Annotated in this window: 18 protein-coding genes; 16 read left to right on the forward strand and 2 right to left on the reverse strand. The window is 53.7% G+C overall.

The window, feature by feature from the left end; all coding sequences use genetic code 11:
• Position 1: 1 nt before the first annotated feature.
• From K365_RS0116605 to K365_RS0116625, 5 genes are all read left to right on the forward strand, one after another.
• Positions 2–481, forward strand: coding sequence for a hypothetical protein (locus K365_RS0116605; protein WP_024335489.1), 480 nt, complete (start codon positions 2–4; stop codon positions 479–481).
• 182 nt (positions 482–663) lie between these two features.
• A complete protein-coding gene (locus K365_RS0116610) occupies positions 664–1,239 on the forward strand; it encodes a TetR/AcrR family transcriptional regulator (RefSeq protein ID WP_024335490.1) in 576 nt (191 codons plus the stop codon).
• Between the two features lie 88 nt (positions 1,240–1,327).
• The gene (locus K365_RS0116615) at positions 1,328–2,542 is read left to right on the forward strand and encodes an efflux RND transporter periplasmic adaptor subunit (protein ID WP_024335491.1); all 1,215 of its coding nucleotides are present in this window, start codon (positions 1,328–1,330) and stop codon (positions 2,540–2,542) included.
• Positions 2,542–5,724, forward strand: coding sequence for an efflux RND transporter permease subunit (locus K365_RS0116620; protein WP_024335492.1), 3,183 nt, complete (start codon positions 2,542–2,544; stop codon positions 5,722–5,724). Before K365_RS0116615 ends, K365_RS0116620 begins: the two co-directional genes overlap by 1 nt.
• A complete protein-coding gene (locus tag K365_RS0116625; protein WP_024335493.1) occupies positions 5,717–7,123 on the forward strand; it encodes an efflux transporter outer membrane subunit in 1,407 nt (468 codons plus the stop codon). Before K365_RS0116620 ends, K365_RS0116625 begins: the two co-directional genes overlap by 8 nt.
• A gap of 6 nt (positions 7,124–7,129) precedes the next feature.
• Here the strand turns inward: K365_RS0116625 and K365_RS0116630 are convergent, their stop codons facing one another.
• Positions 7,130–7,978: a pirin family protein gene (locus K365_RS0116630; protein ID WP_024335494.1), complete on the reverse strand. Its 849-nt coding sequence runs from the start codon at positions 7,976–7,978 to the stop codon at positions 7,130–7,132.
• Between the two features lie 107 nt (positions 7,979–8,085).
• Between K365_RS0116630 and K365_RS0116635 the strand changes: the two genes are divergently transcribed.
• From K365_RS0116635 to K365_RS0116685, 10 genes are all read left to right on the forward strand, one after another.
• Positions 8,086–9,084 (forward strand): J domain-containing protein, encoded by a 999-nt coding sequence (locus K365_RS0116635; protein WP_024335495.1) that lies wholly within the window; start codon positions 8,086–8,088, stop codon positions 9,082–9,084.
• Between the two features lie 30 nt (positions 9,085–9,114).
• Complete coding sequence (locus tag K365_RS0116640) at positions 9,115–9,453, forward strand: cupin domain-containing protein (protein ID WP_006967229.1); 339 nt, start codon at positions 9,115–9,117, stop codon at positions 9,451–9,453.
• Positions 9,454–9,687: 234 nt separating this feature from the next.
• A complete protein-coding gene (locus K365_RS0116650) occupies positions 9,688–10,848 on the forward strand; it encodes a DUF294 nucleotidyltransferase-like domain-containing protein (protein WP_169432956.1) in 1,161 nt (386 codons plus the stop codon).
• 28 nt (positions 10,849–10,876) lie between these two features.
• A complete protein-coding gene (locus tag K365_RS26710) occupies positions 10,877–12,070 on the forward strand; it encodes an HD domain-containing phosphohydrolase (RefSeq protein ID WP_024335497.1) in 1,194 nt (397 codons plus the stop codon).
• 54 nt (positions 12,071–12,124) lie between these two features.
• Positions 12,125–14,386, forward strand: a complete 2,262-nt coding sequence (locus tag K365_RS26715; protein ID WP_024335498.1) for a cache domain-containing protein — start codon at positions 12,125–12,127, stop codon at positions 14,384–14,386.
• On the forward strand, positions 14,386–15,057 hold the full coding sequence (locus K365_RS0116665; RefSeq protein WP_024335499.1) for a response regulator transcription factor: 672 nt from the start codon (positions 14,386–14,388) through the stop codon (positions 15,055–15,057). The genes K365_RS26715 and K365_RS0116665 overlap by 1 nt, the downstream gene beginning before the upstream one ends.
• A gap of 188 nt (positions 15,058–15,245) precedes the next feature.
• The gene (locus K365_RS0116670; RefSeq protein ID WP_024335500.1) at positions 15,246–16,871 is read left to right on the forward strand and encodes an AMP-binding protein; all 1,626 of its coding nucleotides are present in this window, start codon (positions 15,246–15,248) and stop codon (positions 16,869–16,871) included.
• 34 nt (positions 16,872–16,905) lie between these two features.
• A complete protein-coding gene (locus tag K365_RS0116675; RefSeq protein WP_006967222.1) occupies positions 16,906–17,199 on the forward strand; it encodes a hypothetical protein in 294 nt (97 codons plus the stop codon).
• 12 nt (positions 17,200–17,211) lie between these two features.
• Positions 17,212–18,846 carry a sodium:solute symporter family transporter gene (locus K365_RS0116680; protein WP_024335501.1) on the forward strand — a complete coding sequence of 545 codons (1,635 nt, stop codon included), beginning with the start codon at positions 17,212–17,214 and terminating at the stop codon, positions 18,844–18,846.
• 147 nt (positions 18,847–18,993) lie between these two features.
• Complete coding sequence (locus K365_RS0116685) at positions 18,994–19,524, forward strand: hypothetical protein (protein ID WP_024335502.1); 531 nt, start codon at positions 18,994–18,996, stop codon at positions 19,522–19,524.
• 122 nt (positions 19,525–19,646) lie between these two features.
• Here the strand turns inward: K365_RS0116685 and K365_RS26720 are convergent, their stop codons facing one another.
• Positions 19,647–21,317, reverse strand: a complete 1,671-nt coding sequence (locus K365_RS26720; RefSeq protein WP_169432957.1) for a sigma 54-interacting transcriptional regulator — start codon at positions 21,315–21,317, stop codon at positions 19,647–19,649.
• Between the two features lie 410 nt (positions 21,318–21,727).
• Here K365_RS26720 and K365_RS0116695 point away from each other — a divergent pair, with 410 nt between their 5' ends.
• Positions 21,728–23,794, forward strand: a complete 2,067-nt coding sequence (locus K365_RS0116695) for an ATP-binding cassette domain-containing protein (RefSeq protein ID WP_084489873.1) — start codon at positions 21,728–21,730, stop codon at positions 23,792–23,794.
• The last annotated feature ends 30 nt before the right edge of the window (positions 23,795–23,824 follow it).

A 23,824-nucleotide genomic window follows, 5' to 3' on the forward strand; every position in this document is an offset into this window, starting at 1 on the left:
CATGAAAAAAAGAGGCATGACCCCATTTATCAGGTTGATCCGGTTTCTTGCCATTGCTGCCGGGGTAATCTGGTGCTGCAGCCCGGCACAGACGGCTGCGGCACCAGATCAAGTCAAAACCAATGTCAAGGTGATCCAGGCATCCACCCGGTCCGAATCCGTTGATCCGGCATTGCGGCGGATCGTTCCGGAACTGGAATCCGTATTCAAATATACCGGGTACACGTTGCTGCAGGAGCAGACCCTGACACTGGCATTTCAGCAGCCCGGGCGAATCCGCCTGCCGGACCGGCGGACGTTGCAGTTGACTCCCACCGGGAACCAGGGCGGCAGAATCCAGTATGACATCCGGATCCTGAAAAAAAACACGGCTGTGTTTCAAACCCGGATCCTTCTCAAAAACAACCACAGCATGACCATTGGCGGCCCCCGATCCGATCATGGGGTGCTGTTGTTTCATATCACCGGTTTTATGCCATAACCGTGCGCCGGTTCTTTGCGCTCAGTCCGGAATCCGGCGCCCAAAGCGATTAATTTAAAAACAATCGTTATTCTTCCCCTTCCCTGCGCCAAACGTGTCACAAATCAAAAAAAACTTGACGTGAAATACGAGCTGTTATATTCTGAATGAATGTTCATTCCTAATGCAAGGAGAAACAGATTATGCCCAAACAGGTGAAGCGGGAGGATATTATTCGGACCGCAATGGAGCTGCTCGCGGCCCAGGGGTTCCACGGGGCGCCCATGTCCATGATTGCCGAAAAAGCCGGCGTCGGAGTAGGCACCATATACCGCTATTTTGAAAACCGGGACATCCTGATCAAAACGATCTATCAAGAGTGTGAAGAACGGCTGGTGGCATTTTTAACCCGGGATTATCCTCACGGGCAGCCGGTCCGGATCTGTTTTTTTCATATTGCCAAAGGCCTGGTGGCTTATTTTACCCAAAACCCTATGGAATTCAAGTATTCCGAGCAGTTTCACAACTCTCCTTTTGGTGAAGCCCATCGCCGGAACCGGATTTTTAAAGCGGCCGGACAGCCGGATATTTTCATGGAAATCCATGAAAGAGGCCTGTCCCAGCAGGTGATTAAAAACCTGCCTCCAACGGTTTTCTTCAACCTGGCGTTTGCGCCGATTGCCTGGTCTTTGCGGGATCATATTCTGGGAATTACACCCATTGATGATGCGCTTGCACAGGTGCTTGCCGCATCCTGCTGGGACAGCGTAAAAAAATAATACCATTGTAAAAATATCACTTGATCAACTGAACTGTCGGTTTATTGAAAATGACGGTTTTGACAAATTGACTGAAAGGTGTCGCCACATGCAGAAACGTTTCAAAATCCAGATGATTTTTCTGATTCTGTTCATCTGGGCAGGATTCACATTGACAGGGTGTGATCAGATCACCCGCCGGCTCGATCCGGAAAAGGAAACCAAACCGCAATCAGAAGAAGTCCGGGCCGTTTCCGTGGTAACGGTGGGCACCCAAAAGGTCACGCTTACCACTGAACTGCCGGGACGAACCGCACCGTTCCGGATGGCGGAAATCCGGCCCCAGGTTAACGGCCTGATTTTAAAACGCCTGTTCACCGAAGGGGCCAATGTCACGGCCGGTCAGGTGCTGTACCAGATCGATCCGGCCCCGTTTCAGGCGACCCTGGACAATGCCGAAGCCGCCCTTGCCCGGGCCGAAGCCAATCTGGCGGCCACCCGGTTGCGGGCCCGGCGGTATAAGGAACTTCTGGCCGACAATGCCGTGAGCCGTCAGAATTATGATGATGCCGCAGCCGCCCTCACCCAGGTGGAAGCAGACATTGCCACCTGGAAAGCCACGGTGAAATCCGCCCGCATCAATCTGGCATACACCCGCATCACCGCACCCATTTCCGGTCGCATCGGCCGGTCCAATGTCACGGAAGGCGCCATTGTGACCGCGTATCAGCCTTTACCTCTTGCCACCATTCAACAGCTGGACCCCATTTTTGTGGATGTGCCCCAGTCCACCATTGAACGGTTAAAAATGAAGGACAGCCGAAACCATGCCGGAGAAAAAAACCTGAACAAAGTGAAAATTTTGATGGAAGACGGCACGGCCTATCCCCAGGACGGGACCCTGCAGTTTTCAGATGTGACCGTGGATCCCACCACGGGATCCGTCATTATCCGGGCTGTGGTTCCCAATCCGGAAAACAGGCTGCTGCCGGGCATGTTTGTCCGGGCACAGATTATGGAAGGCGTGGATGAACATGCCGTTCTGATCCCCCAGCAGGGGGTTTCCCGGGATGCCAAAGGCAATCCCTTTGCACTGGTGGTGGATGAAAACAACCGGGCCGCGTTTCGCGGGCTGCTCCTTGACCGGGCCATTGGCGACCAGTGGCTGGTGGCATCGGGCATCACCCCCGGTGAAAAATTGATTATCGAAGGACTGCTCATGCTGCGGCCGGGTATGGCAGTCACCGCCACCCCGTTTGAACCGATGAACCAGGACTCACCCGATACGTCATCCCCAAAAGAGCATGACAAAGGGGCTTTGTAATGTTATCCAGATTCTTTCTCGACCGCCCCGTGTTTGCCTGGGTGATCGCCATTGTCATGATGACCGCCGGTGTTTTAGCCATCTACAACCTTCCCGTGTCCCAGTACCCGCAGATCGCCCCCCCGGCCATTGCCATTGATTCTTTTTTTCCCGGAGCGTCGGCGGAAACCGTGGAAAATACCGTGACCCAGGTGATCGAACAAAAGATGACCGGGCTCGATGACATGCTGTATCTGTCGGGCACCAGTTCTTCATCCGGCGTCTCCCGGGTGGAGCTGACTTTTGCACCGGGAACGGATCCGGATGTTGCCTGGTCCAAGGTGCAGAACAAACTGCAGCTGGCCATGGCCAGCCTGCCGGATGTGGTGCAGCGCTCCGGTGTCAAGGTCAGCAAATCCACCCAGAACTGGCTGATCATCGTCGGCCTGATATCTGAAGACGGGAGCATGAGCGGCACGGACTTGAGAGACTATGCCCAGTCCAGTCTGGAAAAGATCCTGTCCCGGGTCCCGGGGGTGGGTGAAGTGGAAAATTTCGGGTCCCAGTATGCCATGCGGGTCTGGGTCAATCCGGACCAGCTCACCAATTACCATCTGACCATGGAAGATGTGATTGCCGCGCTGAAATCATACAATGTCGAGGTTTCCGCCGGTCAGCTGGGCGGAGCCCCTGCCGTGGAAGGCCAGCGCATGAACGCGGCCATCATTGTTCAGCATCTGCTCCAGACCCCGGAAGAGTTTGCCGCTATTCCCATCCGCACCAATCCGGACGGTTCCGTGATCCGGATCAAAGACATCGGGTACACGGAACTGGGAACGGAACGGGATGATGTGGTGGCGGAATACAACGGCAAACCCTCCGCTGCCATGGCCATCCGCCAGGCGGCCGGTGCCAATGCCCTGGAAACCGCCAATGCCGTCAAGTCAAAACTCGAAGAGATGAGCCAATATTTTCCTCCCGGCATGAAGGTGATTTATCCCTATGACACGACCCCTTTTACCAAGGTGTCCATTGAAGAGGTGATCAAAACCCTGTTTGAGGCCATTGTGCTGGTGGTGTTTGTGATGTATCTTTTTATGGGGACCTTCCGGGCCACATTGATACCCACCGTTGCCGTTCCCGTGGTGCTGCTGGGCACGTTCGGCATCCTGGGGGCGTTCGGTTTTTCCATCAATATGCTGACCATGTTCGGCATGGTGCTGGCCATCGGCCTTCTGGTGGATGACGCCATTGTGGTGGTGGAAAATGTCGAACGGATCATGGCCGAAGAAGGCCTGTCTCCCAGAGAGGCCACTGCCAGATCCATGGATCAGATCACCAGTGCTTTGATCGGCATCGGTCTGGTCCTCTCAGCCGTTTTCGGTCCCATGATCTTCTTTCCCGGTTCCACGGGTGTGATCTACCGCCAGTTTTCCGTGACCGTGATTTCCTCCATGATGCTTTCCGTGGTGGTGGCATTGATTCTGACACCGGTGTTGTGCGCCACGTTTTTAAAGCCCATTCCCAAAGGACATGAACCTGCAGACGGGGCCGTCCGGGTTCTGCGCCCGTTTTTCCGCTGGTTTGACCGGTTTTTTTTCCGGCTCCGGGATCTGTATGTCCGGCTGGTGGGCCGGGTTCTGGCAAAAAGAATGCGTTATCTGCTGGCGTTTGTGCTGATTGTGGCGGCCATGGGATATCTGTTCCAGCGCATGCCCACGGCATATCTGCCGGATGAGGATCAGGGCATTCTGCTGGTGCAGGCCATGCTGCCGTCCGGTTCCACCCTGGAACAGACCGAGGCGGTTATGGACAAAGTCAGGAATCATTTTCTGGAAAATGAAACAGAGGCCGTGGAATCGATCATGGTGGTGGCGGGGGTCAGTTTCGGGGGGGATGGCCAGAACATGGCCCTGGCCTTTGTTCAGCTCAAAGACTGGGCATTGCGTGAACGACCCGACCTCAAGGTTGATGCCGTGGCAGGCCGGGCCATGGGCGCTTTTTCCCGGTTCAAGGAAGCCATGGTGTTTGCGTTTGCACCGCCGCCCGTCATCGAGCTGGGCGTGGCCACGGGGTTTGATCTTCAATTACAGGACCGGAGCGGACTGGGTCATGACAAACTCATGGCGGCCCGGAACCAGCTGCTGGGCATGGCGGCCCAGGATCCGCGCCTGATCAATGTCCGGCCCAACGGCATGGAAAATGTCCCGGAATATTATGTGGATGTGGACTGGGACCGGGCCGGGGCGCTGGGGGTTTCCATCAATGCCATTCACAACACCATATCCGCTGCGTTCGGCAGTGCCTATGTCAATGATTTTATTCAGGCCGGCCGGATCAAAAAGGTGTTTGTCCAGGCGGATGCCCCGCATCGCATGCTGCCGAAAGATCTGGAAAAACTGTATGTACGCAACAACCAGGGAAAGATGGTGCCGTTTTCCTCTTTTGCCTCGGGCCGCTGGGCCATGGGGTCTCCCAAACTGGAACGCTACAATGCATTTCCATCCATCAATATCTGGGGTGAACCGGCGCCGGGAAAAAGTTCGGGTGAGGCCATGGCGGCCATGGAAGAGATCATTGCGCAACTGCCCGAGGGAATCGGGTATGACTGGACGGCTTTGTCCTACCAGGAGCGGATGGCCGGTTCCCAGGCCCCTTTGCTGTATGCGTTTTCCATTTTTGTGATCTTTTTGTGCCTGGCCGCTTTGTACGAAAGCTGGCCCATCCCCATTGCGATTCTGTTGACCCTGCCTTTGGGTGCCATCGGCGGGGTGATTGCCTCCAGCATGCGGGGAATGTCCAATGACGTGTATTTTCAGATCGGCCTGTTGATCACCCTGGGCCTGACCACCAAAAACGCGATTCTGATCGTGCAGTTTGCCCGGGTCCGCATCGACGAAGGCGCGGATCTGATCGCCGCCACCCTGGAAGCAGCCAAACTCCGGCTGCGGCCCATCATCATGACGTCTCTGGCTTTCGGCTTCGGGGTGGTGCCCCTGGCCATTGCCACGGGTGCGGGTTCCGGGGCCCAGCGGGCCATCGGCACGGGGGTGCTGGGCGGGGTGGTGACCTCCACCCTGCTGGTCACGCTCTTTGCCCCGCTGTTTTATGTCTTGATCTACAAGGCTTTGGGCAAACATCGAAAACGCTCGAACACGGCCCCTGCCGTGGCACAGATATCCGGAGGAACGTCTCATGAATAAACGCGTACTGGTTTTGATTGCCGCATTCACCTGCCTGGTCGGCGGCTGCACCATGGCGCCCGAATATACCCGGCCCTCCGCGCCCATTCCTTTGCAATGGCCAAAAGGCGAGGCATATCAGGATACGGCGGAACCAGGGGCATTACCGGTCCAGGCACTTTCCCGGCAGACATTTTTCGGGAATGAACCGCTTTTGAAACTCATTGACCTGGCCCTGGAAAACAACCGGGACCTGCGCCTGGCCGCGTTAAATGTGGAAAAAGCCCGGGCCCTTTACGGGATTCAAAGAGCGGAACTTTTTCCGGCACTCCATGCCACGGGCGCCGGTGCCAAAGAACAGCGATCCTTGGATCTGATCAGCCCGGGTGAGCCCAGAACCGTGGAACAATACAATATAGGACTGGGCATGGCTGCCTGGGAGATCGATTTTTTCGGCCGAATCCGCAGCCTGGAAGACCAGGCCCTGGAAGAATACCTGGCCACGGATGCAGCCCGTCAAAGTGTCAAGATTGCGCTGGTGTCCCAGGTGGCAACCGCATACCTGACCCTTGCAGCAGACCGGGAAAATCTCAACCTGGCCCGATCCACACTGGATTCCCAGCAAAAAGCCCATGATCTGATCCAGCGGCAGTATGAGGTGGGAATCGCCACGGAACTGGACCTGCGCCGGGCTGAAATTCCCGTGGAAATTGCCCGCAGAGATGTGGCCCGTTTCACCCAGTCTGTGGCTCTGACCCAAAACGCGCTCAATCTTCTGGCCGGCGTTACCGTGCCGGAGAATCTTCTGCCCAAAGACCTGAAAACCGTTCAGGAACCCGGAACCGTTCTTGCGGTCCTTTCTTCCGATGCACTGTTGTTCCGGCCGGATATCATGGCGGCGGAGCATCGGTTAAAAAGTGCGTATGCGCTTATCGGTGCGGCCCGGGCCTCATTTTTTCCGCGCATCTCTCTGACCACGGGCATCGGCACGGCCAGTGATGCCCTGTCCGGTCTTTTCAGTTCCGGAACCGGCACATGGAATTTTGTGCCCCAGGTGGCTTTGCCGATTTTTGATGCCCGGGTCCGGGCCGCCTACCGGGTCAGCAAAGCCCAGCGGGACATTGCCGTCACCCAGTATGAAAAAACCATCCAGACCGCATTCAGGGAAGTGGCGGATGCCCTGGCTGTCCAGACCATGATCGACCGGCAGATCGCTGCCCAGGAAACACTGACCCAGGCGGTGGCAAAAACCTATTTTCTGGCAAAAAAACGCTATGAGAATGGAATCGACAGCTACCTGAGCGTTCTGGATGCCCAGCGGTCCCTTTATACGCAGCAGCAGGTGTTCAACACCCTTTTGCTGCAAAAAAGTGCCAACCAGGTACGGCTCTATGCCGTACTGGGCGGCGGAGATGAGTAGCGGGTATCATCCGGTTTTGATGAGCCTGCCTTCCCGGTATTCCCGGAAAGCGGTTTCCAGTTCCTCTTTGGTATTCATGACAATCGGCCCTCTCCACACCACTGGTTCATTGAGCGGCCGGCCGGACAGCAGCAGAAACCGGACCGGTTTTTCAGCAGCGGACACGGTGATGCGTGTGCCTTTCCCGAACAGCACCAGGTCTCCGTTTTCAACGGGTGTCCCGCCGGTGCTGCCGCTGCCGCCGATCACATAGATGAAAACCGTGTGGCCCGGATCCACATCATGGGTAAAGACAGCCCCGGTCGGCACATCACAGTCCAGAAATGCCGGCTCGATCACAATGTCATCCACCGGGCCGTTCACGCCATCCATACTGCCGGCAATGATTTTCACCCGGATCTTTCCATCCAGCATGACTTCTGGCACCTGATCCGCCGTGATGTCCCGGTATTTGGGAGAGACCATCTTTTGGGCCGCCGGCAGGTTGGCCCACAGCTGGAATCCGTGCATGGCCCCTTTGTCATCTCCTTTGGGCATCTCCTGGTGAATGATGCCGCTGCCCGCAGTCATCCACTGTATATCCCCGGACGAGATGGTGCCCTGGTTGCCCAGGCTGTCCCCATGGGCCACATCCCCTTTCAGGACATAGGTGATGGTTTCAATACCCCGGTGGGGGTGCCAGGGGAATCCTTTCAGATAATCCGCCGGTGTGTCGGACCGGAAATCATCCAGCAGCAGAAACGGATCCAGGGTCGGGGCTTCGGCATGGCCGAACAACCGGTTCAGCCGGACTCCGGCACCTTCTGTGACCGGTTGGCGCTTCAGTGTGAGTTGAACGGGTCTGTCCTGGGGCATGATCTCCTCCATAATGGTTTAAAATTGCTTTTTAATACGTTCTCCATTATAACGGTTCCCATGAAATATAAAAGAGAAGAAACCCGGTTCTACCCGGGTAATGCCCCATGTATCTGGCCAAAGTAAGAAAAAACAGACAGACTATCTACTGTCTCAGGGAATCCATCCGGGAAGCATCGGTTCATGGATTTCAGGAAATCTGTGCCCTGGGACCGCAACCCGGGGCCTGGATCGATTACCCCGGGGGCAATGCCTGGCATTTGTGCGATGAACTGGTCCATCGGATTGCCCAAAAAGCCCGGCAGTTTGATCCGGACCTGCTGGAAGACCTGTTCTGGCCGTTTGTCCGGCCTGATATCCGCCAGGCCACAGCCCATTTCCGGGAGCGGAACAAAACATCCACCTACCGGCGCATGACCCGGGATGAGAAAAAATCCGTGGCCCGTTCCACCCATGCGTTTGACAAGCGGAGGGCTCATTTTCTCAAATTCGGCAACATGGATCAGGGACCTTTGGTGAACATGCCGCCGGCCCTGTTCCGGAAACTTAAGGGCAAATGCCGGGATGAGATCGAACAGAGATTCATGCAGCAGGAAAGCCGTCTCAGTCATCGGGAACTCAAGTCTTATGTCTACACCATCTTTGACTTGCAGCGGTTTTTCAAAGGATTTCTGACAAAAAAAATGCCCCATGCCCTGGATCAGAAAAAAGTGGATACATTTTTCATCCAGGAACTGTGCGATCTGAACAAGCGCCTTTTCCGGCAGTCCGGACATCTGCACGATTATCTGATCCGGTATGTGGTCATGTTTTTTGACCATCCCTATGGAGAATCGGTTCTGCTCGAAGAAATGGAGCAGGATTTCCGGTTCCGGAGCCGGTTTTTTCACCCGCCGCCCAAACCGGCCGTGTCCCGGTCCAGGGCCAGGGAAATTTTCAATCTGACCGCCACGGAATTCAAGGCCATGGACAAACGGTCGTTGACCCGGCGGTTCCGGAAACTGGCAAGGAAACACCACCCGGACAAAGGCGGCAGCCATGATAAATTTGTAGAACTCAGCGAGGCTTACCAGGCCCTGCTGGCAAAAATCAATCCACCGGGATAAGACCGGTTTTTCATGAAAAGGAACATACCCATGTTTTACAAAGCCCAGAACAATGGATTCAAGCAGGCCATGCCGGGAATACAGATCAAGACCCTGGTCTATGGCGACAGCACCCTTTTGTCTCAGTTCAAACTGGCGGGCGGCCACACCCTGCCCGTCCATACCCATCCCCATGAACAGACCGGATACCTGGTTTCCGGCCGCCTGAAACTGCGCATCGCAGATGACACATTTGATGTGGAGCCCGGAGATTCCTGGTGTGTGCCGGGCAACATCCCTCATGGGGCAGAAGTGCTGGAAGATGCCGTGGCCATTGAGGTGTTCTCTCCGGTGAGAGAAGACTATCTGCCGGACAGTGCCCCTGAATAGCAGATATCCCCGCAACCGGGACCTGACATCTGAACTGCCCGGTTCACAGGTAACCATCATCCCTGAGATCATCCATAAGCCATGATGATCATGTTGACCTTTTTCAGGACCGGTGGTAAAACCGGGCGGACATGAAAAAAGGAACATATGATATGAAATTTGACCAGCGTGTATCCTGCGGAAGCCTGAATATGGATCACACAGGCCGGCATGTCCTGCTGGCCGGGTGGGTGGATGACAGCAGCTGCAACCCGCAGGCGTGATCCGGGAAACCGGTCTGAGATGCCCGACGATGTGTCATTACCACCGGAACTGGCTGCCTTGTTTCATCAAATTTATGACGATCTGACAACCGGCACGAATTATCCGGATCCCCGGCAGCTCAAAGATCAACTGGACACATGGATCCGGCACATGCTTTACAGCCCCACGGATCTGGCGGATATTCTTAAAGCGGTGTCCGCGATTCATGATGCACTCACCGCCCGGATCATCACCCATCATGTTTCCGTGTTCAAAACCCGGGATCACCGGTCCGTGCCGGGGGCCTTCTGCTGGATCGCCATGGGCAGTGACGCCCGGCAGGAACAGGTGGTACGAACCGACCAGGACAATGCCCTGATCTATGCGGACCCGCCCCGGTCCCAAGAAAAAGATTGGGATGCCTATTTTGCCGATCTGGCCGGACAGGTGGTCACGGACCTGGACCGGTTCGGGTTTTCTCTGTGCAAAGGGGATGTCATGGCCACCAACCCGCAATGGCGGGGGTCTCTGACCCGGTGGCGCCAGTCCCTGGACCAGTGGATCGGGTCTGCGGAACCGGCGGATATCCGGATTCTGACCATTCTTTTGGATTTCAGATCGGTTTACGGGGATTTCCCCATGGCCCGGGGTCTTTTGGACCGGGTGTTTGACCTGTTTCAGAAAAATCCGGCCGTCAACCATTATCTGACCCGGGATGATCTGCTTTTCAGCTCCCCCAAAACCCTTTTCGGCCGGATCCGGACCCACCGGATTCCGGGCTGCCGGGCCTGTTTCAATATCAAAACCGCCGGCCTGGCCCATCTGATCAACGGTATCCGCATTCTGGCATTGAATCACGGCATTTTTTCCCCGTCCACCCTGGCACGCCTGGCCGGCCTTAAAGACCAAAAAATAATCGATGCCGGAGAATATGAACAATACCTGGAAGCGTTTTATCACTTAAACCGGCTCAAGATCGGAAGTCACCTGAACCGGGACCGGCACCCGGACCTGCCCGTGAACTGCGTGGACCTGACCACCCTGTCTAAAACAAAACGAAAACAGTTAAAAACCGTTCTGAACTCGGTGACCCTTCTCCAGAAACAGATCCAGAGAAATTACAGCATGAAATGGATGAATTTTTTCAATTAACCTGAGTTTAACCACACCCGGGGGGCATATGACACCGGATTTTCATGAATTTTTCACCCTGTTTGCAAAAATCAGCAAAAAGATCCATGCCAACACTGATACCAAAGATATTCTGGCCTGTATCGTGGAAAACATCACCCGGATTCTTTCTGCCAAAGGCTGTATTTTCTGGATTCTGAATACTGAAAAACAGTGCATTGAAACAAAAATCTTTCACGGATTTGACTACCAAAGCCTGATGCGCACCGATTATACCACCCTGATGACTTTGTTTGAAGACCACAAAAAAGCGTGTGTGGTGATTCCCAATGCCAGAGAAGATGACCGGATTCCGGACCTGGAGCGTCTGGGCAAACGGAAAATCAATTCCGTGACCGGCCTTTTCTTCAATATTTCAGGCCCGTATACCGGACTTCTGGCGGTTTATTTCATGGGGAACCGCACCCTGGAACCCCATGAACTGGAACTGGTCACGGCTTTAGGAGAACAAGGGGCCACCGCTCTGGAAAAGGCCATGGGTCATGACAAAAAAATTCTGGAAATCTACCGGAAAATCGTGGAAGGGTTTGCCCTGGCCATCGAGGCCCGGGACCGGGTCACCCATGGCCATTCCCGGCGGGTGGCCACGCTGTCCCGGCTCACGGCCCGGCAGATGGGTCTGGATGACGTCATGGTCAAAAACATTTTCCATGCCGGGATCCTCCATGATATCGGAAAAATCGGCACCCGGGACACGGTACTGGACCGTCTGGGGCATCTTACCCCAAAAGAGATGGAACAGATCCGGCAGCATCCGGTTCTGGGGGCGGACATCCTGGTGCCGCTGACCTTTTTTGAAGATATCGCCCCCATGATCCGGCATCACCATGAACGGTTTGACGGCACCGGATACCCGGATAAAATCGAAGGAAAGCACATCCCCCTGGGCGCCCGGATTCTGGCCGTGTGCGACGTGTTTGAAACCATGACCGCCGGCCGGCCCGGTATGCGGTCCAAAGACCTTGGCTCGGCCATTTGTGAACTGAAACACGGGGTGGGCACTTTATTTGATCCAAATGTGGTGCAGGCGTTTTTCGCCATGATTCAGGCACATCCCCAGGCCATGGAAATCCATGAATCCATAGACGATGTCCTGGATATGCTCCGGCAGAACATGGCGGATCTTGCCTTGCAGAACCGTCTGGAAAAAAAAACCGCCCGCCTGTTTCCAACCGGATTTTAAACATTTGCCGGGTCTGGCTCAGACCCGGGCATAAACCCATTTTAGCGGGGAACCATGAACCTGTCATACCTGTTTAAGAACCTGCCCATCCGTTATAAGATCCTGTGTGTCTTCTCCGTCACTTTTGTCGTGATCATGGGTCTTTCCAGTCTCACCATCTATTCCATTGTAAAACAAAATGTTGAGAAAAATATCGAAACCATGCTGGAAAACGCCACAGCAGCCATGGTCAACAATGTCAGGACGGCCGCATCCGTGTCCATCCGAAACTATCTGCGGGCCACAGCGGAAAAAAATCTGGAGATCGTTACGCACCTGTACCAGCGTCAGGCCGATGGCAGCCTGACCCTTGAACAGGCCCAAAAACAGGCGGCAGACATCATGCTGGCCCAGAAAATCGGCACCCATGGCTATATCTGTATTCTGGACGGGACCGGCCGCGTGGTCAGACATCCCAAAAAACTGCTGGAAGGCCTGGATATTTCCGACCATGCCTTTGTTCAGGAAATGGTGGCCCAGAAAAAAGGATACATCGAGTATGACTGGCAGAATCCGGATGATGACTTTCCACAGCCCAAGGCATTGTATCTTGAATATTTTGCCCCCTGGGACTGGATGATCACGGTCTCTTCCTACCGGAAAAAATTTTCAGAACTCATGGAGATCAGTGATTTTGAAAAATCCATCCAGGGTCAGCGTTTTGGGAAAACCGGATATGCCTGTGTTCTGGATGCGGAAAACAATCTGATCATTCCTCCGGCACACCAACATGCAAATATCTTTTCAAACCCGGAACATGCGGACCGGTTTTTCAAAACCATTTCTGAACAAAAAGACGGGATTCATACGGTGTCATGGCCGGAAAAATCCGGGAACTTTGCTGGAAAAAACCGAATATTTTTCAATCATATTCCTGAATATCAATGGACGGTGGCATCCGCCATCCATATGGACGATTTTTTTTCTCCGCTCACGACCATCAAAAATTTTATCATGATTGTGGGACTGACGTCCCTGTTGGTGTTTATCCCCATCACATTTTTTCTGGGTGCCACCATCACGGAACCGCTGCGAAACCTCATGGACCGGCTCAATGAAGACATCGATACCGGAAAAGGGTTTTCCAACCGCATGGTGATTCCGCATTCGCTGGATGAGGTGGGCCAGATCTCGTTTTACTACAACTCATTCATGGAAAAACTGGAAACCTACAGCCGGGACCTCAAGGCCCAGATTGCCGAACGCAGACAGGTCCAGGAAGCGTTACAGGAAAGTGAAGAACGATACCGGTCCGTGATGGAGGCCGCGCCTGACCCCATCATCGTTTATGACATGGAAGGGCATGTCACTTATTTCAACCCGGCGTTCACCCGGGTATTCGGTTACACCCTGGAAGACAGCCTGGGGAAGAAAATGGACCATTTTGTACCGGAAGAACAATGGAAACAGGCCATGGAAGGAATTCAGGCCATCCTGGAAGGCCTGGTGCTCCCCCGCACGGAAACCACCCGGAAAGCCAGAGACGGCCGTCTTATCGAAGTGACCCTCCGGGGATCCGTATACCGGGACAAAAACGGGAACCCGTTAGGCACGGTCATCACCCACCGGGATGTCTCCCAGGTGAAACAGCTGGAAAAAGCGATCATGGAAATCGGAGAAAAAGAGCGCCAGAAAATCGGCAATGATCTTCACGATGACCTGTGTCCCCACCTCATCGGCGTGGAAGGGCTGAGCAAAGTGTTGAAAACCCGGGTGGAAAAAACCGCACCGGATGCGGCCCGGTCTGTGGAAAACATCACCCGCCTGATTCAGGAGGCCATAAAAAAAACCCGGCTGCTGGCCCGGGGCTTGTGTCCGGTCTATTTCAAACATGGATTGCTTTCATCATTACAGGAACTGGCGACCAACACCAAAACCGTTCACCAGGTAACCTGCGCCCTGCTGTACCATGAAAAAATCCCGGCCGGAAACGACATGGTGAACAGCAATATCTATCATATCGCCCAGGAAGCGGTCCAGAACGCCATCCGCCACGGAGGGGCCGACCATATCGTCATTGAGATGGCGTACCGGAATATGTCATTCTCCCTGGCCGTCAAGGACAACGGCACGGGGTTTGCCCCTTCCGGTGAATCCTCAGGCATGGGACTTCGCATCATGAATTACCGAACCAAACTCATGGGAGGATCCCTGGACATTGAATCCAGTGACACCGGCACCTGCGTCACCCTCAAACTGCCGGTCAGTGCCCTGCATTTTCCGGAGAATCGCACAAGATTGCACAAACCCCAAAAACATGGTATGGGCATGCAGTAATGATGATAAAAAAGAAAATACTGCTGGTGGAAGACCACCCCATTTTCCGGCTCGGCCTGGCTGAACTGATCAATCAGGAAGAAGATTTAACCGCATCCGGCGAATCCAAGGATGTGGACGACGCCATCAGGGAAATCGAATCCGTGTTTCCGGACCTGATTATCGCAGACATTTCTTTGAAACATTCCGACGGCATCGATCTGGTGCGGCACGTGAACAAACACCACCCCCACATTCCCGTGCTGGTGCTGTCCATGCATGATGAATACCTGTATGCCCAGCGGGCCCTGCATGCCGGGGCAAAAGGATACATCATGAAACAGGAGGCCATGGAATCGGTGGTGGAGGCCATTCACCACGTGCTTGCGGGCAAAGTTTATCTGAATGATTCTGTGAAAGAGCATATCCTGTCCAATATCACAGGCACCAGTGATATTCGGAAAAAATCCCCCATTGACCGGCTCACGCACCGGGAAATGCAGGTGTTCAAGCTCATCGGCAAAGGATATTCCTCCAGGGAAATTGCCGTGCGACTGTTTTTAAGCATTAAAACCATCGGCACCTACCGGGAAAGAATCAAAACCAAACTCAATCTGAAACATGCCAATGAACTGGTCCGGTGCGCCGTGCATTTCGAAAAAACCGGCCAGATCACCACAGTGCCGGAATAATCGGCCCTTCAAAGCCTTTGTCATCTCCTGATCCGACAACCTGTCAGGTTTTTCCCTACAAATCCGAATACATCCACCTACAGTGAAAATCAGTGTTTCACCGATTGTGGGATTGATTTTCCTTTACTATACGACATACAGGCGAATATCTCACCTGACAACCTCTATTTCAAAGGAAGGGAACGCTTATGACCGTACAACCCAACATGACCGATTATGAAAAAGAGTACAAAGAGTTCAAATGGCAGGTTCCGGAGTATTACAATTTTGCTTCAGACGTGTTTGACAAATGGGCCGAAGATAAGGAAAAACTGGCCATGCTCTGGGTGGATGACCACGGCACTGAGATCAGAAAAACATTTTACGAGCTCAGCAAAGCCTCCAAACAACTGGCCAACGTGTTCAAATCCCGGGGCATCGGCCAGGGGGATGTGGTCATTGTGGTGCTTCCCAGAAACATTGAATGGTGGATCGCTTTTACCGCGTGTATCCGGTGCGGGGCCATGATCGCGCCGGGCACCACCCAGCTGACGGCCAAGGACCTGGAATACCGGGCCAACAAATCCGAAGCGGCGTGCATCATCACCACACCGGACATTGCCGGCGCTTTTGACGAAGTCACAGACAAGTGTCCCACCGTGAAAACAAAGATTGTCATCACTGAGCCCAAAGAGGGGTGGGTTTTCTGGGATGAGGCCATGGACCAGGCATCCGACGAATTTGAAACCGCAAAAACCAAAGCAGATGACAACTGTCTGGTCTATTTCACTTCCGGCACCACGGGATTCCCCAAAATGGCGCTGCATGCCCATTCTTATGGATATGGACATATGGTCACCGGCAAATACTGGCTGGATCTCAAACCCGAAGACATGCACTGGAATGTGTCGGACACGGGATGGGCCAAGGCGGCCTGGTCCAGCTATTTCGGTCCCTGGAACCAGGGGGCGGCCCAGTTTGTCCATCATACGGACCGGTTTGATCCCAAAATCACGCTGGGTCTATTATCCAAATACCCCATCACCACCATGTGCGGGGCCCCCACCATCTACCGGATGCTGGTGCTCCAGGATCTTTCCAAATACAAATTTCCCACCCTGCGCCATTGCGTGGGTGCCGGCGAACCTTTGAACCCGGAAATCATCGAGGTGTGGAAAAAAGCCACGGGCTGTACCATCCGGGATGGTTACGGCCAGACCGAAACCGTGATCCTGGCGGGCAATTTTCCCTGCATTCCGCCCCGGTTCGGATCCATGGGCAAACCCACGCCGGGCATTGATCTGCATGTGATCGATGACCAGGGCAATATCTTAGGCCCCGATGAAGAAGGCGATATTGCGGTGCGCATCGAGCCGGAACGTCCCATCGGACTGTTCAAGGAATACTGGAAAGAACCGGACCGGACGGCAGCCGCCTTTATTCCGGGCTGGTATCTCACCGGGGACCGGGCCTATGTGGATGAGGACGGGTATTTCTGGTTTGTGGGCAGATCAGATGACGTCATTCTCACCTCAGGGTACCGCATCGGTCCCTTTGAGGTGGAAAGCGCATTGATCGAACACCCGGCCGTGGCCGAATCCGCCGTGGTCTCCAGTCCGGATGAAACCAGAGGCGAGGTGGTGAAAGCCTTTGTGATCCTGGCACCGAACTACAAGCCCAGTGACGCGCTGGTCAAGGAGATCCAGGATTATGTGAAAAAAACCACGGCCCCTTACAAGTATCCGAGAAAAATTGAATTTGTGGATGAACTGCCCAAAACCATCAGCGGCAAAATCCGGCGGATTGAACTGCGGGATTCGGAATGGGGAAGATAAAATGGTTATGACATCTTAAAAAGGGAGACAATCCATGAAAGAAAAAATTTACAAAAAGGAAATCCGGATCACGATTATATTCACCGTGCTGCTGCTTTTAACCGGACATTCCGCATCCATTTTCGTTCTTTTTCCCGGCCTTCAGCAGGGAACCCTGTGGGGGTTTCCCATCCAGTATATCATTCCCATTCTGCTGGGATGGTTCGGCATTGCCGCGGTCTGCCTGGCAATGACCCTGGTGTGCAACAAATTTGACGATGAAATGGCAGAATACGTCAAAACCCTGGCCCCTGAAACCGACACCTCAACCGAAAATACTCAAAAATAAGGAGATGACACCATGCCTGCGGAATATGCATTAAACAACGTCTGGATCGGACTGGGAATGGTGATTATCCTGTTTGCTATTTTTTATGCGGTCGGTTATTTTTCGAGCCGGAAAACAGCGTCGGACGAAGATTTTTACGCGGCCGGGTTCTCCATCGGTCCGGTGACCAACGGACTGGGTATGGCGGCCACATGGGCCAGTCTGGCCACATTTTTAGGGGTCATCGCCCTGATCCTGCGGCTGCAGGTACCGTTTGTATATTTGTGGATCCAATGGGCCATCTCCATCCCTTTGCTCACCCTGCTGTACGGCACCAGCCTTCGGCGGATGAAAGCATTCACCCCGGCCAGTTTTATCCGGCAGCGGTATGGAAAACCCTCCACCATCGTGATCGTGTGCTGGATGATTCTGATCATGATCATGTATGCCTTAGGCCAGATGGTGGGACTGGGACAGGCGTTCGAGCTGCTGTTCGGCGTGCCGTATAATATCGCCATCATTGTGGCGGGTCTTGCCACGGTGGGATTCATCACCATCGGCGGGATGTACGGGGCCACCTACAACGCGGCCTTTCAGATGGTGGTGATGACCATTGCCATGATCGTGCCCATGGGTGCCATCATGAAGGCCATGGGGTCTTCGGGATGGTGGTTTCCGCCCCTGGCTTATGGGGACATGGTGCCGGACATGATCAAAAACATCCCGACGTTTTTTGACATGAAATACGATTTCCGGTGGTATTTTGCCCTGATCCCGGCCTTTACCCTGGGACCCGTGGCCCTGCCTCATCTGGCCATGAAGGTGTTTACCTCATCCTCAGTCAAAAGCGCCCGATGGGCCGTGGTTTGGTTTGCCCTGTTTTTAGGCCTGCTGTTTTCAGGAACCTATGTGGTGGGCTTTGCCGGCAACTATTTTACCGCCACCACGGGCCGGATCATTGAAAAAGCGGACCAGACCATCCTGATCCTCAACGTGTTTTACAACCCCACTCTGGTGGCCGCCTTTGTCATGGGCGGGGCCATCGCTGCCGGGCTGTCCACCATCGGCGGCAACCTCATGGCCATCGCCGGGCTGGTGGGATCGGATCTGCTGGGCATCATCGCCCCCAACATGGAATCCGCCAAAAAGATGAAATGGGGATATGCGGCCCTGGGGCTGGGCGGACTGGCTGCCGTTCTCATGGCGTTCAATCCCCCGCGATTCCTGGTGACCAGTATTCTGTGGGCATTCGGTCTGCTGGCCACCACGGCCACCCCGGCCATTTTGCTGGGGGTGTGGTGGAAAGAGGCCAACAAACTGGCATTGATCATCTCCTCCATGGTCTGCGGAATCATCTTTATTGTGATCTCCCCCCATGTGCTGCCCTCCATCTGCGTCGGATCGGGTCTGGTGGCGGCATTGGGCATGTCCGGCGGCATGGTGACCATTCCCTTGAGCTTTGCCATGTTCATCATCCTGTCCATCGCCTTTAACCGGATGCCTGCGCTGAAAGCCTATGCCCCGACCCTGGCGGACAAACAGGTGATCGATCGGATCCACGGCTGGGGACCTGATTATGACGAATCCCGGTACAACGGCATCAAGTGGCCGTTGATCATCTCAGCGGTCTGCGTCGCTGTCTTTATCTGGGGCCTGCAGCCCTGGTAACCTTCACCCATGAATGGGGCCCGGCCCCGGCCCGCCCGGGGCCGGACCCCGCTCAATACCCTCCCATGCCCCGGCGGTCGCAACAAATCATAACAGCCCTGTGCCGTCACCGGCTTAACACTTAACACTTAACACTTAAGGCTCTCCATGACCTACTCCGCCGCCATGACCCGGATTGCCAGACTGGACCCAACTGGTGTCAGACTGCTCCCACTGAACCACCTGCCCTGGATCTGCATATGCCATGTGTCCCTGCTGGGGCTTATCTATGGCGGTACGGCCGCCTGGCTCAGCCGGGATATGCTTCTGGGTCAGGGATTGCTTAAGCTGACTCTGGCCGGCATTCCAGTGGCGTTTCTCATGCATGCCGGGGCCGCATTGTTCATCTGGGTGTTCCTGAAAGCCCTGGGCGGGAACGCCGCATTCCTGACCGCCTATTTCACTCTCGGCGTTGCCGCCATTTCCCTGTGGCCTGTGGCCCCGTTTCTGGCAATCCTTCAGGCTCAGTCCCCTCCTGGTCCCGCCATCATCATTGTTTGTGGCATAACCGGTCTTTACGGACTGGCAGTGACGGCAAAAATGATCCAGCACGCGTTTGAACTGTCCTTTGTCCGGATGGTGATCGCCCTGTCCGTTGCCGTGATTTATATCGGCTGTTTTTTGTACCTGTGGGTTTAGCTCAGATTTTAATGTTGAGCCTATGCATCATAAAAAAAACTCAAAGTGAACTGGCGGAGTTTCCGATTATCTATCATGAGTTAAACCATCACCACCGCAAACTGGTGACCCGGCAAACAGCCTTAATTCAGGATCTCTCCGATCATCTTGGATACCGCCTGTCTGGTTTTCTCCAGAAAGCCCTCGGCATTTTTTTGCCAGAAACTTCGGGCACTGGCTTCATCCTGTTCCAGTAGACTTTTGAAAAAAAGCAGCTTGGCCCGCATGTTGTTCAACGATTCAAACGTCTCCGGATTTCCCAGTCTGTGTGGATAAAGAAAAAGCATCTCCAGTTCCTGAAGCCGGACATTGAGATTGGCCGATAGCAACGATACATTCAACGGTTCTGGATCAGCTGCAAAAAACGGGGTCATCTCATTGATGATCGACTGAACCAGTTCTTCCGCCCGAACCAGGTTGCGGATTTTTTCAATCCTGTCAGCCAGCCTGTGCGTTGAATCGCTCAGTGCCCCGGAACAATACGGCAACCGGCCATGTCCATCATAAACAAAGATCGCCTGTAAATGTCTGACGGTCAACTCCCTGACTTCATGAAAAAAGGTATGAAGGTTGTTGAGAATGGATTTCAGTTCCCGGACGTTTCCGGGCCATGGATACGCTTTCAGGCTGGAGAGTATTTCCTCTGAAAGCGGCGGACATCTGCCTTGATGGATTTTCTCCCACAAAATGCCGGCGATCAGCGGGATATCCTCTTTATGTTCTCTCAGGGGCCAGGTGTGGATCAGCATTCCCTGTCTGAGCCGGTAATAGAGATCTTCCCTGAACTGCCCCTGTTTCACCATTGAATAAAGATGGCGGTTGGTAGCTGCAATCACCCGGGCACAGAGGGGAACCTCTTCTGTCGCTCCGACTGGTCTGGCCTGTTTCATATCCAGTGCACTGAGTATCTTCACCTGATGGTGGAGGCTCAAATCCCCGATTTCATCCAGAAACAATGTCCCCTGGCCGGCAGATTCCCATAACCCTTTCTTGTCCTGGACAGCGTTGGTAAACGCCCCTTTTCTGTACCCGAACAGCTCTGATTCAAACAGATCATAAGGGATGGCCCCACAATTTACCGTAATTAATGTCTGTTTTTTTTGATGTTTCAGTGTATGAATCAGACTGGCGATTTTCCCTTTCCCGGTTCCTGAATCACCCAAAATAAGCACAGGTGCATCATTTTGTGACGCCCGCATAATGAGTTGCCGGATGAACCCGGCTTCTCTTGAACTGCCGATAAATTCGTTCCTGATGTCTGAATCTTCCTCGATGACCGGCATGAGCGCAAAAAGATCACCCCGCCCGGCCGATGGTATCTTTCGGGTGATGGGATGAAAGTCATTCTCTGCCCGGTCCGGGATGGTATTCCATAATGTTCTGAAAAGGGGGTCCTTGATCAAAAGTATCGAATATCTGCTGGGCAGACTTTCTTTTGCAAGATAAGATCGAATGCTGCCTGTCAATCGGCCGAGCTGGCTGTATTTTGCCATTGCCAGGGGGATCTGGTGTGTTGCTGTTTCAAGCAACCGTGTAAGTCCGACCGCTTCATGCTGGCAGCCCCGGTCTGCAACATTTTTGATGCCGGCAAAGATCATTTCCCTGCTCTTTTCCGAAAACACCGCAATTGCAGGACTGTCATGCGGCCAGGGGACACCCGATGCCGCCACCTCATCCATATCCAGGGACAATCGTTCGGTGGTATCTTTCTCATTTTGCCGGGAAAACAGAACCGTATCGATTGACACTCTCACACCCCCCTCCCATATCCATGACCCATTCAACCTGAAACGTACCGTCATCATAACAACTCAACATGATAACTCAACCAAAAACAGGTCCCCAAGGCTGAAGAAAAATAGGTCGCATACCAAATAAAGCTTTAATATAAGATGGTTGTGTTTCAAATTTTTTTTGAACCGCCATGGTGGCAGGCAGTTTGCAATAAAACGGTCAACCTGATCGGACACAGGATAACAAAAGCATGTGATAGGGGTTTTTACCTAATCAACGATAGGGGTTTTTACCTAGATTGGCGGGAAAAAACCGTGTGGAAAGTAAAAACACTTTACAACGTATTTTCAATAACATAAATCACAATATTATGCTCGACCAGATGTAACCGACAGGGCGGAGCTTTTCCACTGCAAAGGTAATAAAAACTATGAATTCACACCCAAGCCGGATGCCTGAAACCCGCATCCGGAACATTATGGTAAGAAATCTGACGGCCAGACACGTTACCAAAACAACGCCCGAGATTTACAACATCTCCTTCTCTCTGAACAGCGGAGAGATGATGGCGGTCATGGGGCCTTCCGGTTCTGGCAAATCTTCCATTATCAGCGCCCTGCTGGACAAAATGAAAATTGAACAGGGCATCATTCATGTCAACGGCCGGGTATGTCCCCGGGGTCTTTTTTCCATCCGGCGCCAACTGGGACATGCCCCCCAGGGCGACATCCTGGATGGTGCCCTGACAGTCAGAGAAAATCTGTTATTTTATCAACGCCTGAAAACCTGGTCCAGCCGTCCCGAAGAAACCATTGAAGGCAGCATTGATACCCTTTTGGAATCTTTTGGTATCCAACACAAAAAAAATATGGCGGTTGCCGGAAAGGCAAGGCTTTCCGGCGGTCAGAGACGGCGGTTGAACATGGGCATGGAACTGCTCAACCAGCCGGAACTCCTGCTGTTGGACGAACCCACCAGCGGCCTTTCTTCAAAAGACTCGGAAAAGGTGATCGATCAGCTCAAGACACTGACCGCCGCAGGAACGATCGTTATCATCGTCATTCATCAGCCTTCATCGGTCATCTACAAAAAATTCGACCAGGTACTGGTGCTCAACCGGGAGGGAGAGCAATTGTTTGTGGGGCCTCCCCTGGAAGCCCTGACCTTTTTCAACGATGTTTTCCCGGACCGGTCCATGGCTGTCACCGAGGTGGAGTGTTCCGCATGCAAGAACACCCGGCCTGAAATCCTCCTGGATGCCCAGGAAGAGGTCTCCCCGGATTTCTGGAAAACAAATCCGCCACCCGACCCCCAGCTGGAGTTGCCGCCGCCGGGGAAAGATAAGATGCTGTCCCCGGCCCTGACCTTTCAGGAGGCCTTGAAACAGTTTCCCCTGCAGGTCAAACGCCAGATGCTGAAAAAATCCCGGGACCGATTGAATCAGATCCTGACCCTGGTCATTCCGCCGGTTCTGGGTATTTTGATCGCATCGGTATTCAAGTACGCCCCGGATGGGGAGCCTTATTCCATTGTCACCAACCAGCAATATCCCCACTTTCTCTTTCTTTCCATCATCACTGGCATGTTTTTCGGGCTCATGGCCGGGGTTTTCGAAATCATCAAAGATGAGCCCCTTCTTCAGCGGGAGCGGCTCAACGACATCTCCATCAACGGATATTTCACAGCCAAATACCTCGTACTGGCCCTGTTTGGCATGGTCCAGTGCCTGGCCTTCCTGATTCCGGCCCACTGGATTCTCGGGGTCGAACACATGCTTTGGGTCAATGCCGGCTTGATGGCCCTGATCACCTTCATCGGCATCGCTTTCGGCCTGCTGTTTTCCACCCTGACCTCCTCGGTCCTGGCCGCCTACAATTTCGTGCCGCTGATTCTCATCCCCCAGATCATTCTCGGCGGCGGGTTTTTGCCCTTTGACCGCACCGGCGACGGTCTGTACTTCATCGAACGGCACTGCAACACCCTGCTGGAGGAGAAATGCCCCTGGCAATACCCGGCCGATAAAACCCGCGCCCCGGTCATCGCCCGTTTGTTACCGGCCAGCTGGGCTTTCGAATTTCTGGTCACGGCCAATTATGACCTGCACCCTGTCGGGCGTAACCAAAGGCAGCGGCAGCGTGAACTCAACGAGATCGACATCCGTTATCAGACCTTGAGAGGCCAGGCTGCCACCCTGACCCAGAAGCGTGAACTCGATGTTCGGAAAAACAATGAAATCGATGTCGTGAACCAATACCATGATCAGGTTTTCAATCAGAAATCCCCGTCTTTGAATGAAACCATACAAAACATCGGTACAGGGAACACCCCGCTGCGCCGGGGAGATTTCACCGCTCCCCGCCATGATCTCTTTCAGACGGAGAAAGATGCGTTACCTGCCAGAACATGGTTCCTCGATATTATAGTGTTATCCGCGTATCTTGTCATTTTGCTTGGAATCGGTTTTGTTCGGGTCTCAATTGTGGCCAGACGACGGTAATCAATAGAAAGGAGGTGACCCATTACATAT

It is taken from the genome of Desulfotignum balticum DSM 7044, assembly GCF_000421285.1.
In the GTDB taxonomy this organism is placed as follows: domain Bacteria; phylum Desulfobacterota; class Desulfobacteria; order Desulfobacterales; family Desulfobacteraceae; genus Desulfotignum; species Desulfotignum balticum.